Below are 15,769 nucleotides of genomic sequence, written 5' to 3'. Positions count from 1 at the left end.
GCAGTTCAGCCGTGATCATGGGGCGTGGAGTCGTCGTAGCGGCTGACGATGTCATGAAAGAAGGTGTCGGGAACGGCCGAAAAGCTGGCCATGGTGGCACTGGAATCATGCAGTAGCGTCTGCGCGGTCTTGCGGCCATTTTCCTGTTTGCGCACGGCATCATAGGTTTGCGTATCGAGATGCAGGGCGCTTTGGCCGGCCTGTGTCAGAAACTGCTCAAATTGAGCAGGCGGCACCACGTCGACGGCAAATTTCTGATCCTGAAAGCCCATGCCGTTGAACTGGGTATTTTCGCCCAGATACCGGCCCTGTCGGTCGGCCAGCAGATGAAGCCGGGTGACCATGCCCGCCATGGCGTAGATCTGGCTACCCAGGGACGGGATGAGGAACGACTGCATGGTCGCGTCAGAAGTGAGGTGAAAGACGATTTCGCGTCCTTTGGGCAGCACCAGATGGTCAAGGCTTGCGACATGCGCATCGGGATAAATAAAGAGCCATTTCCAGTTCAGAGCCACCACATCCACGCTAAGAGGAGCACCCTCGGTAATTGGCTGTTCCGGGCTGTAACGGCGTTCCGGCCCCCAAACGAGCAGGGAAAAGGCGATCACAACGACCGCGGGAAAGCCCCAGACGAGAAATTCGAGGGGTAGGGCGAAATCCCAGTCTGGCCGGAAGGTCGCTCGTCTGTTTTCGGCGCGGTAGTGCCATAGGCAAAAAGGTACGCCGATCAGTACGGGCAAAATGACCAGAATCAGGCCCGCAACCAGAAGCTCGAACCAGTGTCTCTGCAATGCTGCAATAGGGCCTGCGGGGGCGAGAAACGAGATATGATCTGTCTGACACCCGCCGAGCAGGAGGAGCGGCAGCGCCATGGCTGTCAGGGCAAGGACACGTCGGCCAAGGCGCAGGGCCGACCTGTTCGGGGCGAGGCGTGGCACGAGGGGCGTGTTCCATGGCAAGGGTTCTGGCTGATAACTCTGAATCGTGATCAGCGTTTCCCTCATCCCTCCTTAAAATGTCTTTTCATGTCTGATGTTTTTGCCTCCCGAGGCGCTGGAACGCCTACTGGCTGGGTGATAGGCAGGCGCTCCCATCGGCGCTACACTGGGCTTCAGGCAACTGCGCGGTGGCTGAGACGTCTGAACAGCAAGCCTGAGCGAACAAAAAAGGAGGCGAAGGTCATGACCCCACGTTCTTTTGCGGCTTTTGCCGCGTCACTCCCCCTGTGTTTCCTCGCCACGACCGCTCATGCGTTGCCCGGTATGGCGACATCCGCCCTGCCGCAGGAAAAGCCAGCCGACGCCGCCACGACTGATTCCACCATTTCCTTCAGCCTGAAAGAAATCGGGGGTGGCCTAGGGTACGAATGGGGCAAGGGGACCCTCCATCATAATGGCCGCGATTATGCCTTTGAAATTGGCGGGGGCGGGATCGCGTCTCTTGGTTATATCACCGTCAAGGGTACGGGCACGGTCAAGGATCTGGCCCGCCTGGATCAGTTTGATGGGACGTACTGGACGGTCAAGGCGGATGCCGCCGTTGGCTCCGGTGTCGGGGCTGCGGTGCTTGAAAACCAGTATGGCGTCAAACTCAACCTGACCATGAGCATCAAGGGTGCCCATGTCGGGGCCTCTGTGATGCGTCTGCGGTTCAGGATCCTTCCCGACAAGACCGACAAGCTGGCGGCCCAATAGACGCCGCCCCATAGCGACGAGCCGGGGCAGAGGGCGGGCTACCTGGTTCGCAAGACCCGAACCGTCGCCTCGTCCCTTATCATGATCCCCTCAGCTATCGAGACTTCTGCGGATGGAAATGACCGGCTGGCGCCTGACCGGCGCAGCGCTGAGCTTTATCGTTCAGATGATCTTTATCGGGCGCGCCCTGATGCGCCCGCATCGTCAGCCTGCCTCACGAGTGGCCTGGGTCGCGATCATTGCGGCGCTGCCCATTCTGGGTACGCTTGCCTATCTGATGCTGGGCGAGACCAATATGGGCAGCAGGCTGGTGAGCCGCATCACCGAAGCCCGCAAGACCCTGCGTATTCCCGGCAAGACCAGCGAAGCCCTGATCGACGCCGAGGAGAAATATCATTTGCCGCCGCGCCTTGCGCCGCTGTTCAGGGTCGGCCAGTCAGCAAGCGGTTACCCGCCCGAGGGAGGAAACAAGGCGCGCCTGCTGCCTGATTCCAACAGTGCCGTAGACGCAATGGTATATGATATCGATGCGGCCCGTGAGCATGTTCATATCTGCTTCTATATCTGGCTGACCGATCATAACGGTACCAGGATCATTGATGCGATCTGTCGTGCCGCCTCACGCGGTGTGACCTGCCGTGTGATGGCCGATGATCTCGGCTCGCGTCGCCTGATCCATAACGAGGCATGGGCACGCATGAAGCAGGCCGGTGCGCATCTGGTGCGTGCCATGCCCCTTGGCAACATCGTGACCTGGCCCCTCCATGGCCGCATGGACATGCGCAATCACCGCAAGATCGTGGTGATCGATAACCGGGTCACCTATTGCGGCAGCCAGAACTGCGCCGATCCGGAATTTCGTGTGAAGGCGAAATTTGCGCCCTGGGTCGACCTGATGACGCGTTTCGAAGGACCGGTCGTGCTGCAGAACCAGCATCTCTTTGCGACGGACTGGATGGCGCATACGGATGAGGATCTTGGTCCGCTTCTGGCCTCTGCCCCCCTGATCGAGGGGGAGGGGTTTGTGGCGCAGGTGATCGGCACGAGTGCCGCCCTGCGCTATGCGGCCATGCCCGAGATATTTGTCTCGCTCATGAACGCTGCGGCAGATGAGCTGACCGTCACGACGCCCTATTACGTGCCTGATGAACCCATTCAGGCCGCGCTCTGCGCTTCGGCCCGACGGGGTGTGAAGGTGACCATGACAGTTCCGACGCGAAACGATTCATGGATCGTCGCCGGTGCAAGCCGCAGCTATTACAAGGAGCTGCTTGAGGCCGGGGTGCGTATCTTCGAATATCCGCTCGGTCTGCTTCATACCAAGGCTTTGACGCTCGATGGCACCATGGCGCTCATTGGCTCGGCCAATCTCGACCGACGCAGTTTCGACCTCAATTTCGAGAATAACATCCTGCTTGCCGACCCGGATTTCACCCGCCAGATACGTGAGCGTCAGCAGAGCTATCTGGATGCAGCGGTGGAAATCACGCTGGACGATGTCTGTGCCTGGCCGTGGTACCGGCAGCTCTGGCACAACACCCTCGCGATGATTGGCCCGGTTCTTTAAGTGACTGCGTCAATCGGGAGGACGCCTCGCTTCGAGGCGTTTGCCGGTCATTCTGTAAAGAGCGCCGCGCTGAGTCGTGCTGTCCAGTCTGGGCGCAGCCGCAGTGCATGGCCCGTGATGGATTTTACCTCACGGATGGACAGGCTGCTGACCAGCCATGCCGCTTCGGTGCCCATGAGGGATGCGGTTGTCAGGCGGAATTCGTGGCACAAGCCAGCTGCTATCAGGGCCGCACGTACCGTGCCGGGCAGGGCGCCATCCATCAGGGGCGGCGTGACCAGGCGCTCGTTTTGCAGGACGATCAGGCTGGCCGCACTCGCTTCGGCAATGTGCAGATTATCTGATGACAGGAGGAGGGCATCGTCAGCGCCAGCCTCCTGCGCTTCGATGCGAGAGAGGATCTGCGGCAGGTAGTTGAGATGTTTGACACGCGAGAGCGGCGAGGCCCCGTCGCGCCGATAGCGGCTGACATGAAGGGCGCAGGGCGGCAGGGCCGCCGCACGCGGGGCCTGGGTGATCAGCAGGGTCGGTTGCGGGTTGGCAGGCGGTATGATGCCACGTGGCCCGGCACCCCGTGTGAGGGTAAGGCGTAGGGCGCCCTCTGTTTCACCATTGGCCGTGATCAGGCTGGACAGTGCATGGCGAATTGCGGGTTCACCCGGCATCGGCAGATGAAGTAGCGCCGCCCCTTCTGCCAGCCGCGACAGATGCGCCTGCAGGCGAAGCACCCGGCCATGATGCAGGTTCATGGTTTCGAACAGCCCGTCACCCAGCGTAAAGCCTCGGTCGGCGGGATCGATCTGAAGCTGTGCTACGGGGCACAGTCGTTCATTCAGCCAGGCCTGTTTCATGCGCCAAAAAGCCCGAGCAGGGGGGCTGCTTTCAGGCAGAGCTCGTCATATTCCCGTTCCGGGTCCGACAGGGTGGTTATGCCGCATCCGGCACCGAGGCTTATGGTATCGGGTTTGAGCACGAGGCTGCGAATGATCACGTTGCTGTCGAGCGCACCATCGGCCCCGATGCGAAACAGCGTTCCACAATAGGCACCGCGGGCGGCATGTTCCGTCTGGTCAATCACCTTGAGCGCATGGTGCTTGGGGGCTCCCGAGACCGAACCGGGGGGAAGCGTGGCACGCAGCAGATCGAGCGCCGTCATGTGTGGGGCCAGACGTGCCGTGACCGAGGAGACGAGATGATGCACATGGGCAAAGCGCTCGACCTCGCACAGCACGGGCACATCCACCGAACCGATCTGTGACACACGCCCGATATCATTACGCATCAGATCGGTGATCATCAGGTTCTCGGCATATTCCTTTTCGTCACGAGCCAGAGCGTCGGCAATGGCGGCATCTTCCGCCGCATCGCGACCGGGGGCGGCGGTGCCCTTGATCGGACGGGTTTCGATACGCCCGTCACGGTCCATGCTCAGAAAGCGCTCGACCGAGGCGCTGAGCAGCGAGAAGCCGGGCAGGGTGAACAGCGCTCCGAATGGTGCGGGAGAGGCCCGCCTCAGCTTGCGATAGACAGCCCCTGCGGCAAGCGGGGAAGCGCATCGTGCGCGAAACTGCGTGGTGAGGTTGGCCTGAAAAAGCTCTCCGCGATTGATACGCGCGATGATCTGGCGCACGCCTTCGCAATAGGTTTCGCGGTCGGCATCGGCCACGAAGTCGAGTTTCGGCAAGGGCACAGGTTGTGTCGAACACTGGGGAAGGGGGACGGGCATGGCCGCGCCGCAATAGCTGCTCCACCAGAGCCGCTTTTCCCGACGATCAAAGACGAATGCGCCCTCATAGAGCGCTGCGCTGACACCGGGGATGAAGGGTTTATGACGCGAGACAATATTTTCGAGCGCAAGCCCGGCCTCATAGCTCGCCAGACCAATGATGCCGCCTGAAAAAGGCAGGGTGCCCTGCGGCGGGACAGAAGGAAGCAGCGCATCGAGCTTTGCCCAGGCTGCCCTGTCATCTGTGGTGAGCGTCGTGACCGGCCGGCAGCAGAAAAAGCTCCAGCGGCTTCGTGCGCCTGCGGGGCCGCCGCTATCGAGCATGACCGCCCAGGCCTCATCGCCATAACCGGCGATGAATGAGTCGGGCGAGCGCCAGGGGAGTTCCTGCTCCAGCATCACAGGAATCCCTGCGGATGCCGTCTTGCAAAGGAAGAAGCACCAAAGACACAGGACGGGTGGGTGAAATGCCGCATCAATCGGCCTTACCGCGCCTGAATGGTCCCGTCCAGAAATTGGGCAGGACCATACGGGTGCGGCTGGTACCTTAAATCCGAGACTGGCTGATGCAGCAGGTTAATCAGGTGTTTTTCGGGTCGATGGTCCTGAAACCATAGGTGACATAATCGGGGATGACGCGGCCCTTTTCGACACGCACCACCAGATAACCTTCTGGCGTGCCAAGGCGGGTCCCGTGCCACCAGTTACCCGAGACGGCGCCGCCGGTGATATAGGGGACGCCATGCCATGTGACGGTTTCGAGCACATGGGTATGACCCTGAAACACGCCGATCACGTTGTAATGGTCGAACAGTTCCAGCACCTGCCACGCATTCCTGACGCGTGTGCCCTGATGGGCCGGGGCCTTGCCCGGTGGCGGGGCGTAATCCTCGACGGCGGTGACGAGCGGAATATGGGTGGACACGATAACCGGCATACCCGCCGGCATGGAAGCGAGATCGCGGCTGAGCCAGTCGATCTGCGCCTGATCGATAAACCCCTCATAGGAACGGTCAGCCGTGATGCCAATCGAGTCCAGCACTACGAAATGCACACCCTTGTGGTTGAAGGCGTAATAGGGGGCGCCAAAATTATCGGTGTAGTATTTCTTGCCATAGAGCGGGTCGCTCGGCTCGATGCCGCTCTTAGTATAGATGCCCATCACGTCGTGATTGCCCATCGTATTATAAACCTGATGGCCCAGTGTGTCGGCCGTCTGCTTGTACAGATCCATCAGGCTCAGGGCGCGTGACTTGGGAACGCCAAGAGCATCGAAAACGTGGTCGCCGCCTTGCAGGGTAAAATCGGCATTGGCGCTGCGCACCTGACGAAAACAGTCGAGACAACCCTTCGAGGCATCGAGCTCAGGCTGGATATGCGTGTCGGTCAGGAACACGAACGAGAAATCATCATGCCCGAGTATCGCCGGGCGCTGGGGTGCGAGCGCTAGCGCGCGATCTGTCAGGCCAATAGTGCCCGCTGCAAGGCCGGTCAGGGCGGCGGAACGGAGAAACCGGCGTCTGGGTAGCAGCATCGAAAGCCCCTTGCACAATCAGGATGAGGCGCGTGACAGGATGCAGCAAAGCGAAATCTGACGCGCACGGGATAACAGACCGGCAGCCATAGCCCGCCATGCAAAGAGGCGGGATTAAGTTTTGGTGACAGTGTGTCCCAGCATCGCGTGTTGAACGGGTACGATTTCAGTCAAGTGCTCCCGTCTTTCCAGCGTGTGGCGAAACCTGGTTCGTCTGGGGCGAGGTGTCGATCTGGCGCAGGGCAGAGAGCGCCGAGACGGTGCTGGTATCGACGAGTGACAGGAACAGGTTCTGCGCTGATCGGCTGTCGTTTTCGCGTCGATAGAGACGCTGCGCCTCGATGAAGGCTGTCGTCCAGCCTGTGACAAGGAGCGCCGCAGCCAGATGCAATGAAGGGTTATCGGGCGGGCAGGGCAGGGCTGCAGACAATGCCTCGCGCAGGTCATCCGTCATGATATCGCGCAGGGCGCGTGCGCGTGATTTCAGGGTTTCGCTGGCTGTCAGCGTATCGATGAAGCCCTGGGTCTGGGGGGCAAAGCGCAGAAAAGGCGCGTTTTTCGATACCATCTCATGAGCCAGCTGGCGCAGCACATCGAGGGGGTGGCCTGAAAGCGGCCCCGTGAGCGCATTGCGTATGATCTGCCTGATTTCGTCTTCACGATCGAAAAACAGGTCTTCCTTGCGGGCGAAATGATTGAAAACCGTCATCCGGCCCACATCCGCCGCCTCGGCAATGGCGTCGATCGTCACGTGATCGAAGCCATGGGTGGCGAAGAGCGCCGTGGCGATATCGGAGATGCGCTGACGCGTGGCCTGACGTTTTCGGCCTTGCCGGTTGATGCATGTTGACATGCCGCCTTCATATCAGAAAACTGTACCCGGTACAATTATGGATTCGGTCTATGGAACATGTCGATGTTGTCATTGTGGGCGCTGGGCCTGTGGGGTTGCTCCTGGCCATCGAGCTTTCGGTAGCAGGGGTCGGTTGCGTGGTGCTGGAGGCGCGAGACACTGCCGAGGACGTGCAGAAGGCCTTGTCCATCGGTCCGCTGGGCGCCGAAGCCCTGATGCGACGAGGGATGAGTCAGGCGCTCGATGCAGCGGAGGCGCAGACGCAGGCCCTGGTTGCCCCGTTTCTTGCCGAAAACCGCGGTGGCTGGGCGCAGGGCGCATTCTCTCGCGAGGGTCACGATGCGCCTGCGGACATGCGGCCTCGAAGAAATCAGTTTGCTGGGCATTTCGGCAGCATCCCGCTGCCTGCCCAGCCTGTCGATGCACGTCGCCCGACACGGCTGATCGACCAACGCTATCTGCAACAGGCGCTCGAAACCGAGGCGTCTTCCCGCGGCATTGTCATTCGCCGTGGTTGTGCGGTGTGCGATGTGCAGAGCGACAGTGAGTGCGTCACTCTCGCAGTCCACGGGTGCGACGGGGAACGACCGGTACAGATCGCGGCACGCTATGCCGTGGGGTGCGACGGTGCTCGCAGTACGCTGCGCAAGAAGGGTGGTTTCACCTTCGATGGCACGCCTCCCAGTCTGAAATTCTATCAGGTTTCGGTCACGTTTGCCGCGTCTGACAGCGCGTTTCCCTCTGGCTGGCAGATGCAGCCGGGTGGCGTTACGGCCTATGGCCCCGTTCCCGGCAGGCTCTTCATGATCGATTTTTCCGGCCCTCCGGAGGCGGGACAGGAAATCCCCGACCGTGCCGATGTCGAGGCCGCCCTTGCGCGCATCTGTGGTCGGGCTGTGCCTCTGGCCGCTTATCACGGTGGGCGCTGCTGGGCCGACCATACCCGTCTGGCAGATCGCTACCGCAAGGGTCGATTGTTTCTGGCCGGAGATGCGGCGCATATCCACGCCCCTTTCGGGGGGCAGGGGCTTGGGCTTGGGCTGGTCGACGCGGCCAATCTGGGCTGGAAACTCGCCGCAGTGCTGCGGGGAATTGTGACGGGTGTCGAGGCCGAAGCCCTGCTTGAAAGCTATGAGACAGAACGGCGCCCGGTGGCTGAATCCGTACTGGCCAACACGCTGGCGCAGGCCGCCCTCATGAGGCCCGATCCACGGTCACGCGCCTTGCGTGATGTCATGGTAACTATGCTGGCCAATGCGGATATAGCCGCCGCATTGAGCGCGGACATGAAAGGGTTTTCCATGCGCTACGCGCTGGATGAGAACGCACCGGAGACGGGCATGGCATGTGACGATGATACCCTTGGGGGCCTCGCGGAGGACAGGACTCTGGCCAACGGCCGGACGCTCTATGGTCTGATGCAGCATGGGGCTGGGGTATTCGTGCTCTCTCCCACCATGCGGCAGGAGTGTGGTTTAGCCATTCTGCCCCCCAATCTGGTCCTTGCAGATACGCTCGAAGAATATAGCGCGTTGTACCGCCCGGATGGCTGCCTTGTCTGGCGGGGTATCGAGGCCACCCCCGCTCTGACCCGTGCCTTGTCACGCTGGTTCGGTTTATCATCGGCCCAGAGATGATGCGGGCGGCTCTCTGACCATTCATGCGACCTGTCCGCCGCGCACCCTCCAACCGTTATCCGGACCGCTGCGCCAGATGACGGACGGCAGGGTATCGTCTGGTCCTCCGTCGTCTGATGCATCCGGGAGGCGTTGACGGATGCGGATGATCGGTTCGTTATGCGGGCGAACCGGTTTTTCAGGAGGCATCATGCGCAATCAGAACGGGATCTCGGCAAGGGGCGGGCTGGCCCGGCTCAAGGGTGTGGTCCTTGGGAGCGTGGCCCTTGGGAGCATGGCCCTTATAGGCGTTCCCGGCGCGGCATTGGCCGATGATATCGGTCATATTGTCCGTGATTACGATGCCTTTACCACCACGCTTGACCCTGTTTCTGCTGCCTCGCGCGGTGATCAGGCTGCCGCCGAACTCTGGCCTGATGACAGCCCGAAGGCCGAGCAGACGCGGCTTGCGCAACGTCTGGCGTTCAGAACCCGACTGGCGGCGCTCGATCAGAAGGCGCTGCATGGTGAGGATCTGCTCAATGCCCGCCTGATGATCTGGGAGAATGATCTGGCAATCGAGAGCCAGAAATTCGATCCTTCGCGCATGCCGTTCACCAGTGATGAAGGTTTTTATCAGGAAGTCGGCTACGCTGCCGATAACACGCCCCTGCGCAGCGAGGCAGATGCGCGCCACTGGCTGGTGCGCATGAACCGTATCCCTGATTTCAATGAGCAGCAGATTGCCAATATGCGGCGCGGCATCCGCACCGGCTTTGTTCAGCCGAGGCTGATTGCGGACATTGCCGCCCATACCGTGCAGGCCCAGGCCGATCTGCCCGAGCCTGAAAACCCGGCCCTGCGGCCTTTCGACTCACTCCCCTCCACGATGCCGGAAGCCACGCGTCGCGAACTGCGTGCGCAGGGAGAGCGCATCGTCCATGAGCGTATCAAGCCTTCGGAAAAGGCTCTGGCGGCGTTCTTCGCAAAGGAATATCTGCCTGCCAGCCGGTCGACCCTGGGGGCATCGTCCTTGCCTGACGGACGCGCCTATTACGCCTATCTGGTGCGACAGGAGACCACCACCACCCTGAGCCCTGACCAGATCTTTGCGCTTGGGCAATCCGAAATTGCCCGTATCCATCGCGAGATGCAGCGCCAGATGGACGCCGTCGGGTTCAAGGGGGATTTCAAGGCCTTTGTGGCTCACATCAAGGCAGACCCGCAGTTCTATGTCACGACACGGCTTGCCCTGCTGGAAAAGGCGAGTTTTCTGGCCAAGAAGATCGACAATGAACTGCCCCGTCTGATCGGCAAGCTGCCTCGGCTGACCTATGGCGTGCGTGAAGTGCCCCGCGCCATTGAAGAGGGCTATACGACAGGGCGTTACGATCCGGGCAGCCCGGCGCTTGGCATTTCGGGCGGGCTGATGATCAACACCTCCCATCTGGACCAGCGGCCTCTTTACGAATTGCCCTCACTGGTGGCGCATGAGGGGGTGCCCGGCCATCATATCCAGATCGCCCTGGCGCAGGAAATGACCGATCTGCCGGGTTTTCGTCGTGATTATGCCACGACCGCCTTCGTCGAGGGCTGGGCTTTGTATTCCGAGCAGATGGTAAGCGAGATCGGGCTTTACCCGACGCCCTATGAGCGTTTCGGACAGCTATCCATGGAGATGTGGCGCGCCTGCCGTCTGGTCATGGATGTTGGCATACACTGGAAGAACTGGACGCGAGACCAGGCGCTTTCCTGCCTGCGTGACAACACGGCCCTTGCCGAGAAAAATATCCAGAACGAGACCAATCGCTATATTTCATGGCCGGGTCAGGCGCTGGGCTATAAGATTGGCGAGATGACCATTCTCGATTTGCGTCATCAGGCAGAGAAGGCACTGGGTACCGGCTTCGATGAACGGCGCTTTCACGATCAGGTGCTGGATGAGGGCGCGATGCCGCTCGATCTGCTGCGCCAGCGCGTGCAGGACTGGATTGCAGAAAACCGCCACGCAAAACCCTGAACGCGTCACATTGCTTTATCGCAACCGGCCTGTCCCGGCTGCGATAACGCTGTCAGTTTTCTGGCGCAGCACAAAGGCGTGCTGCGTCAGAAGATCCCTCAGTGCAGGCCGCCCGAGGCGAGCAGGATCTCGCCGGTCAGCCAGCGTGAATCATCCGAGGCCAGGAAAACGGCAAGCGGTGCGATATCCTGCACCTCGCCGGTGCGCCCGAGCGGTGTCTGGGCAATGATGGCCTGTTCCATTTCCGAGCCAATGACGCTGGCCGTGGTGGTTCCTTCGGTCTTGACCAGACCCGGATTGATGGCGTTCACCCGGATCTGACGCGGGCCGAGTTCCTTGGCCAGCGAACCGGTAATGGCGTCAAGAGCGCCCTTGGTGCCGCTATAGACCGCCGCATGCGGCGGGGTGACGCGCGTCACAATGGAGCTGATATTGATGATACTGGCTCCGGCATTAAGATGCGGGCTTGCCGCCTGGGTGACAAGGAGCGGGCCGAGCACATTGACATTGAACTGATGGTGAAAATGCGCCTCGGTGATGTCCTCGATCCCGGCAAATTCATACACGCCGGAATTGTTGACCACGATATCGAGACGCCCGTAGCTCTCGATGGCCTTCGCGATAATGGCCGCGGCCTCTTCCCTGTGTGATACATCGCCCTGCACGGCCACGGCCTTGCCGCCCGATGCGGTAATGGCCGAAACGACCTTGTCAGCGCCTTCGCGGCTTGAAGCATAATTGACGACAACAGACGCGCCGGCCTCGGCCAGTGCCTGGGCAATGCCAGCACCGATACCCTTTGAGGCGCCGGTCACGACAGCGACTTTTCCTGCGAGTTTGCTCATGATCTTCTGACCTGTCCGGTTCGGTCATGGCTGCCAGCGTCCCGTTGGGGGATCGATACGGGCAGCACAGATGACGGATAAAATGGGAGAGAGTGGAGGCGTTGAGACTTTAATTGTGGAGCAATCGCTCCAATATCATGCATATGATAGGGCGCAGCCCGGTTTCAAGGATTTATGGAGCGATGACACCAAAAAAAAGCGAAGGCCCTTGTCGACCCCGAGGCCGCCCTCCGGCCTTTGACCGTGCCACGGCCCTTTCCAAGGCGGTGAAACTGTTCTGGGACCGGGGTTATGAGGGGACGAGCTTTGATGATCTGATCACAGCCATGGGGATAAGCGCGTCGAGCTTCTATAACAGCTTTGCCAGCAAGGAGGCGCTCTATGTCGAGGCGATCGAAGCCTATGCGGAAGAGCAGGGGGCCTGGTTTGTCGAGGCCCTGTCGACACGGGGGACCAGCCGCCAGGCTTTTGCCGCCATGTTCGATGCGGCTGCAACAGCTTTCACCCGTGAAGATGCACCGGCTGGCTGCATGATTGCCGCGGCCGCAACCCAGTGTTCACCGGCGCAGCTTAGGCTGCGTGACCTGATGATCAACCAGCGTCATCTGGCTGAGCAAGCCATCCATGCCCGGCTGGAGCGGGGGGTAGAGGAAGGCGATTTGCCTCATTCTATTGATCCCGGTGCTATGGCAGCCTGTTTCGGAGCGGTTCTGGGAGGTATGGGCATTCAGGCCCGCGACGGGGCCTCGCGAGAAAAACTGCAAGCCGTGGGGAGAGTCGCGCTTGAAACACTGCCGAATATCAAGAGACCATACAAGATTTGTTAAAATTCAAATTAATTCATATATTACTCAAGTTATCGATAACATTTGAAAGAAAATAAAGGCAAACCTGCGTTGCGAAATCGCAGGTTGGGCTCTAGATGTTGGTTTTTAGCTAGCACGATAATCTTGCGGGATTGTCTTCGGCAAATAGTAGGGGCTCATTCTGAATCGAATGAAGTCCATCAACTCTGAAGAAGGTGAAGACGCGGCCTATGTCCACTGACAACCCAGCCTCTGCATCTGAAGGCGAAACCCCGCCGGCAGTCCGGCCACAGCAGGCACCGGTCGCCAATCCCTATATCCTGCCACCTGAAATGCCCAGTTGTGATGGAGGGCAGGGACTGCACTTCGACTTCAACTGGGGTGCTCGTGTCCTTCTGCCGAAGCAACAGGATGGGCGCTGGCGCGCGACCCTTACTGACCTCGACAACTCGACCATCATTTTCCAGGGTGAACTGGAAGAGGGGCATCTCTCCTCGACAAAGAAATTTTACATACGATTTGCCGTGGATGTCGAGCGTATCGCGCCTGATGGTACGGAAACGAAGGTTTTGCATCACGAATTCGATGCGCGTGACAAGCTGGTTCTGGTCCAGCTTCCTGTCGGAACGCTGGGCGACACGCTTGGATGGTTCCCCTATGTCGCGCGCTTCGCAGCGCAGAGCGGTGCGAAGGTCATATGCTGTCTGGCCAAGGTATTCATACCCCTCTTTGCCGAGGCCTATCCGGAAATCCTGCTTACGACGAAAGAGGATTTCGAGAAGAATCCGATACGGTCACAGATCTATGCGACGTATAATATCGGTCTGTTTTTCGATGATACCGACAATATTCATCAGCCTTGCGATTTCCGCTATGTCGGTCTGCACCGCACGGCTGGTTATATCCTTGGCGTAGACCCGACTGAGGAGCCACCGAAAATCGTTCTTGAGGATGACACGCGGCCCATTGAGGAGCCTTACGTGTGTATTGCCACGCAGGCCTCGGCGCAGTGCAAGTACTGGAACAATCCGGGTGGTTGGCTCGGCGTGATCGCGTTTCTCAAGAAGCAGGGCTATCGTGTGATCTGCATCGATCAGAAGCCGTTCAGCGGAACAGGTATCGTATGGAACCAGATCCCGAACGGGGCAGAAGATGAGACCGGAAACCGCCCCCTGAGCGAGCGCGCACGCTGGCTGAAACACGCTGATCTGTTCATCGGTGTCAGTTCCGGCCTGTCGTGGTTGGCCTGGGCTGCGGGAACGAGAACATTGATGATTTCAGGCTTCACCCACCCGAACAATGAATTCCATACACCCTGGCGTGTCATCTCGTGGCACTCCTGCAATTCGTGCTGGAATGATCCAAGACATCAGTTCGACCATAATGACTTTCTGTGGTGCCCGCGCCATGCGAATACTGATCGTCAGTTTGAATGCTCCAAGCTGATCTCCACGGATGTCGTGAACAAGAACGTCGCCCTCGCGCTCGGCATTTGATCGAGCCACGCGAGGGATATCACCTGCCCCGGCGTATGGCCCCAGTCCGCAAGGTATTTTGCAGTTATAAAAATCACGTTTGCCACATGCCGACCTCGTCGGGGGCATGTGGGTTCAGAACTGCACGTCTATAACGAGATTGTCGCTGTAGCTGTCTGTGGCAGGCGTAGTCTGGCTGGTCAGGATATGAGCCGTATAGGCAAAATTCTGCACGGCGATACCATCCAGCTTGTCGGCGTTGGTCTCGGCGGTAGCGTTGCTGCGCCGGGCCGATCCGGTTGATCCCCATGCTTCGGTGCCTGATTTCTTGTAGATCTCATAGCGCAACAGGACACCGGTGCTGCTGCTCATGGCCCGGCTGATACTGTCGGCGTGACTGCCAGCACTGATCCCCACTGTATAACTCTGGCCCTTTGTGCATCCTACACTCAGGGATTGATGGACATCCGTGAAACTGGAAACGAAGGGGCTCGGGGTAAAGACCACGTCAGGCGCTGAAAGACGGCAATCAGCTGTAACCGTGAATTCAACGGGTATCGTGATGAGAACGGGGGTATTCTGTACGTCCTGGCCTATGCATAGCCCCAGCAGGCCAAGGCCCCAGCAGACATTCCAGGTCCAGCCAATCGTGACGGAACCGTGATACAGCCCCGGGCTGACATTATAGGCGCCGGGCGGGATGCGCAGGTAGAGGGGCAATGTCCCGCCCACACCGTTGAACAGTCCGAGCAATCCGATCAGACTGGTCGTTTGCCATGAAATCACCTGCCCCGTCGTATAGGGAGAGGCACAACTGGCTGAACCGCAAACCTGTACAGGCAAGGTATCGCCTGTTCCATTACTCAACGCTGTGATGGATTGGATGCGGGCATTCACTGTTTGCGTATAAACCACCGAGAGTAACCCGCCTGTGCAGGCAAAGCCCGACGAGACCAGGGTGGTGTTTCCCAATGCGCTGAGCGAGAGCGACGACAATGCTCCAAGGGACGTAGTGCCGGGCTGCGTCACGGCACAGGCGCTATGGGCAGCGGGCGTGTTCAGGACCGCCATCAGAACGATTGCCAGCATGGTCAGCAGTTTCATGTCATGCACCTTCACGGCAGCAGCTTGCAGGCGAGGGGGGCGAGCCGCCTCATCCCTTTCACAGCGACAGGAAGTGTACGGATTTCTGCCACGCAGGTTTTACCTGCGGTCAGCAATGCTTTCAGATGATGCACGCCTGTCAGGTCCGGCAAATAGGATAGCCCTCCCCACCCGATATAGATGGTGCGGCCACCGGCCTCGACACGCGTGCCAACGGGTAGAGGACGCCCCTGTTCGTCATTGAGGTGGATCAGCGCCATTTATAGTGCAACCTCCTACGATGCGGGCGCTGACTGACATGGTTGTCGTTGTTGCTGCATGAGAAAGCGGCATCTGACAGGCAGCGATGTGCAGAAGGAAAACCATGCAGCTCGGGCGCATGTTGCCCTGCTCAGAACGAGATGGAGGGTTCGAAGAACCCACTGGTTTTGAAACCAGCTCTGTGATTCCATTCGTCCGGTTCTGACTGAGGGAATGGCGCTATGAAGCAGTGTGGTTTCTTTGACGTTGAGGAGCGGCTTGCCCGGTT

Annotated in this window: 14 protein-coding genes; 6 read left to right on the top strand and 8 right to left on the bottom strand. The window is 59.6% G+C overall.

The window, feature by feature from the left end:
- Positions 1-5: 5 nt before the first annotated feature.
- Positions 6-1,004 (bottom strand): cytochrome c oxidase subunit II, encoded by a 999-nt coding sequence (locus ACWNRM_RS12505; protein WP_485171148.1) that lies wholly within the window; start codon positions 1,002-1,004, stop codon positions 6-8.
- A 177-nt stretch (positions 1,005-1,181) separates the two neighbouring features.
- Here ACWNRM_RS12505 and ACWNRM_RS12500 point away from each other — a divergent pair, with 177 nt between their 5' ends.
- Positions 1,182-1,694: a hypothetical protein gene (locus ACWNRM_RS12500; protein WP_485171149.1), complete on the top strand. Its 513-nt coding sequence runs from the start codon at positions 1,182-1,184 to the stop codon at positions 1,692-1,694.
- 118 nt (positions 1,695-1,812) lie between these two features.
- Positions 1,813-3,261: a cardiolipin synthase gene (gene cls, locus ACWNRM_RS12495; RefSeq protein WP_485171150.1), complete on the top strand. Its 1,449-nt coding sequence runs from the start codon at positions 1,813-1,815 to the stop codon at positions 3,259-3,261.
- A gap of 47 nt (positions 3,262-3,308) precedes the next feature.
- Here cls and ACWNRM_RS12490 read toward each other — a convergent pair whose 3' ends face one another.
- From ACWNRM_RS12490 to ACWNRM_RS12475, 4 genes are all read right to left on the bottom strand, one after another.
- Entirely contained in the window at positions 3,309-4,112 is an 804-nt protein-coding gene (locus ACWNRM_RS12490) for an aminotransferase class IV (protein WP_485171151.1), read from the bottom strand.
- Positions 4,109-5,386, bottom strand: a complete 1,278-nt coding sequence (locus tag ACWNRM_RS12485; RefSeq protein ID WP_485171152.1) for an anthranilate synthase component I family protein — start codon at positions 5,384-5,386, stop codon at positions 4,109-4,111. The genes ACWNRM_RS12490 and ACWNRM_RS12485 overlap by 4 nt, the downstream gene beginning before the upstream one ends.
- Positions 5,387-5,567: 181 nt before the next feature.
- Entirely contained in the window at positions 5,568-6,521 is a 954-nt protein-coding gene (locus tag ACWNRM_RS12480; protein WP_485171153.1) for a metallophosphoesterase family protein, read from the bottom strand.
- A 166-nt stretch (positions 6,522-6,687) separates the two neighbouring features.
- On the bottom strand, positions 6,688-7,374 hold the full coding sequence (locus ACWNRM_RS12475; RefSeq protein ID WP_485171154.1) for a TetR/AcrR family transcriptional regulator: 687 nt from the start codon (positions 7,372-7,374) through the stop codon (positions 6,688-6,690).
- Between the two features lie 50 nt (positions 7,375-7,424).
- Here ACWNRM_RS12475 and ACWNRM_RS12470 point away from each other — a divergent pair, with 50 nt between their 5' ends.
- Both ACWNRM_RS12470 and ACWNRM_RS12465 read left to right on the top strand, forming a co-directional pair.
- Positions 7,425-9,011 (top strand): FAD-dependent monooxygenase, encoded by a 1,587-nt coding sequence (locus tag ACWNRM_RS12470; protein ID WP_485171155.1) that lies wholly within the window; start codon positions 7,425-7,427, stop codon positions 9,009-9,011.
- A gap of 190 nt (positions 9,012-9,201) precedes the next feature.
- Positions 9,202-11,010, top strand: coding sequence for a DUF885 domain-containing protein (locus tag ACWNRM_RS12465; protein WP_485171156.1), 1,809 nt, complete (start codon positions 9,202-9,204; stop codon positions 11,008-11,010).
- Between the two features lie 98 nt (positions 11,011-11,108).
- On the opposite strand, the gene ACWNRM_RS12460 is transcribed toward ACWNRM_RS12465, so the two are convergent.
- Positions 11,109-11,855, bottom strand: a complete 747-nt coding sequence (locus tag ACWNRM_RS12460; RefSeq protein WP_485171157.1) for a glucose 1-dehydrogenase — start codon at positions 11,853-11,855, stop codon at positions 11,109-11,111.
- 182 nt (positions 11,856-12,037) lie between these two features.
- On the opposite strand from ACWNRM_RS12460, the gene ACWNRM_RS12455 reads away from it, so the two are divergent.
- Positions 12,038-12,682 (top strand): TetR/AcrR family transcriptional regulator, encoded by a 645-nt coding sequence (locus ACWNRM_RS12455; RefSeq protein WP_485171158.1) that lies wholly within the window; start codon positions 12,038-12,040, stop codon positions 12,680-12,682.
- A 209-nt stretch (positions 12,683-12,891) separates the two neighbouring features.
- Positions 12,892-14,157, top strand: coding sequence for an autotransporter strand-loop-strand O-heptosyltransferase (locus tag ACWNRM_RS12450; protein ID WP_485171159.1), 1,266 nt, complete (start codon positions 12,892-12,894; stop codon positions 14,155-14,157).
- Between the two features lie 114 nt (positions 14,158-14,271).
- Here the strand turns inward: ACWNRM_RS12450 and ACWNRM_RS12445 are convergent, their stop codons facing one another.
- Entirely contained in the window at positions 14,272-15,240 is a 969-nt protein-coding gene (locus ACWNRM_RS12445; RefSeq protein WP_485171160.1) for a Csu type fimbrial protein, read from the bottom strand.
- An 11-nt stretch (positions 15,241-15,251) separates the two neighbouring features.
- On the bottom strand, positions 15,252-15,500 hold the full coding sequence (locus tag ACWNRM_RS12440; protein ID WP_485171161.1) for a FimD/PapC C-terminal domain-containing protein: 249 nt from the start codon (positions 15,498-15,500) through the stop codon (positions 15,252-15,254).
- Positions 15,501-15,769: the final 269 nt, after the last annotated feature.

The sequence above is a fragment of the Asaia sp. A2 genome (assembly GCF_057319415.1).
Note: the sequence above shows the minus strand (reverse complement) of the source record. Positions and strands in the feature narration are given on the sequence as shown.

Bases quoted from the DNA above. Each gene is read 5' to 3' on its own strand.
- ACWNRM_RS12505 (WP_485171148.1), bottom strand. From the start codon at position 1,004: ATGAGGGAAACGCTGATCACGATTCAGAGTTATCAGCCAGAACCCTTG.
- ACWNRM_RS12500 (WP_485171149.1), top strand. From the start codon at position 1,182: ATGACCCCACGTTCTTTTGCGGCTTTTGCCGCGTCACTCCCCCTGTGT.
- cls (WP_485171150.1), top strand. From the start codon at position 1,813: ATGACCGGCTGGCGCCTGACCGGCGCAGCGCTGAGCTTTATCGTTCAG.
- ACWNRM_RS12490 (WP_485171151.1), bottom strand. From the start codon at position 4,112: ATGAAACAGGCCTGGCTGAATGAACGACTGTGCCCCGTAGCACAGCTT.
- ACWNRM_RS12485 (WP_485171152.1), bottom strand. From the start codon at position 5,386: ATGCTGGAGCAGGAACTCCCCTGGCGCTCGCCCGACTCATTCATCGCC.
- ACWNRM_RS12480 (WP_485171153.1), bottom strand. From the start codon at position 6,521: ATGCTGCTACCCAGACGCCGGTTTCTCCGTTCCGCCGCCCTGACCGGC.
- ACWNRM_RS12475 (WP_485171154.1), bottom strand. From the start codon at position 7,374: ATGTCAACATGCATCAACCGGCAAGGCCGAAAACGTCAGGCCACGCGT.
- ACWNRM_RS12470 (WP_485171155.1), top strand. From the start codon at position 7,425: ATGGAACATGTCGATGTTGTCATTGTGGGCGCTGGGCCTGTGGGGTTG.
- ACWNRM_RS12465 (WP_485171156.1), top strand. From the start codon at position 9,202: ATGCGCAATCAGAACGGGATCTCGGCAAGGGGCGGGCTGGCCCGGCTC.
- ACWNRM_RS12460 (WP_485171157.1), bottom strand. From the start codon at position 11,855: ATGAGCAAACTCGCAGGAAAAGTCGCTGTCGTGACCGGCGCCTCAAAG.
- ACWNRM_RS12455 (WP_485171158.1), top strand. From the start codon at position 12,038: ATGACACCAAAAAAAAGCGAAGGCCCTTGTCGACCCCGAGGCCGCCCT.
- ACWNRM_RS12450 (WP_485171159.1), top strand. From the start codon at position 12,892: ATGTCCACTGACAACCCAGCCTCTGCATCTGAAGGCGAAACCCCGCCG.
- ACWNRM_RS12445 (WP_485171160.1), bottom strand. From the start codon at position 15,240: ATGAAACTGCTGACCATGCTGGCAATCGTTCTGATGGCGGTCCTGAAC.
- ACWNRM_RS12440 (WP_485171161.1), bottom strand. From the start codon at position 15,500: ATGGCGCTGATCCACCTCAATGACGAACAGGGGCGTCCTCTACCCGTT.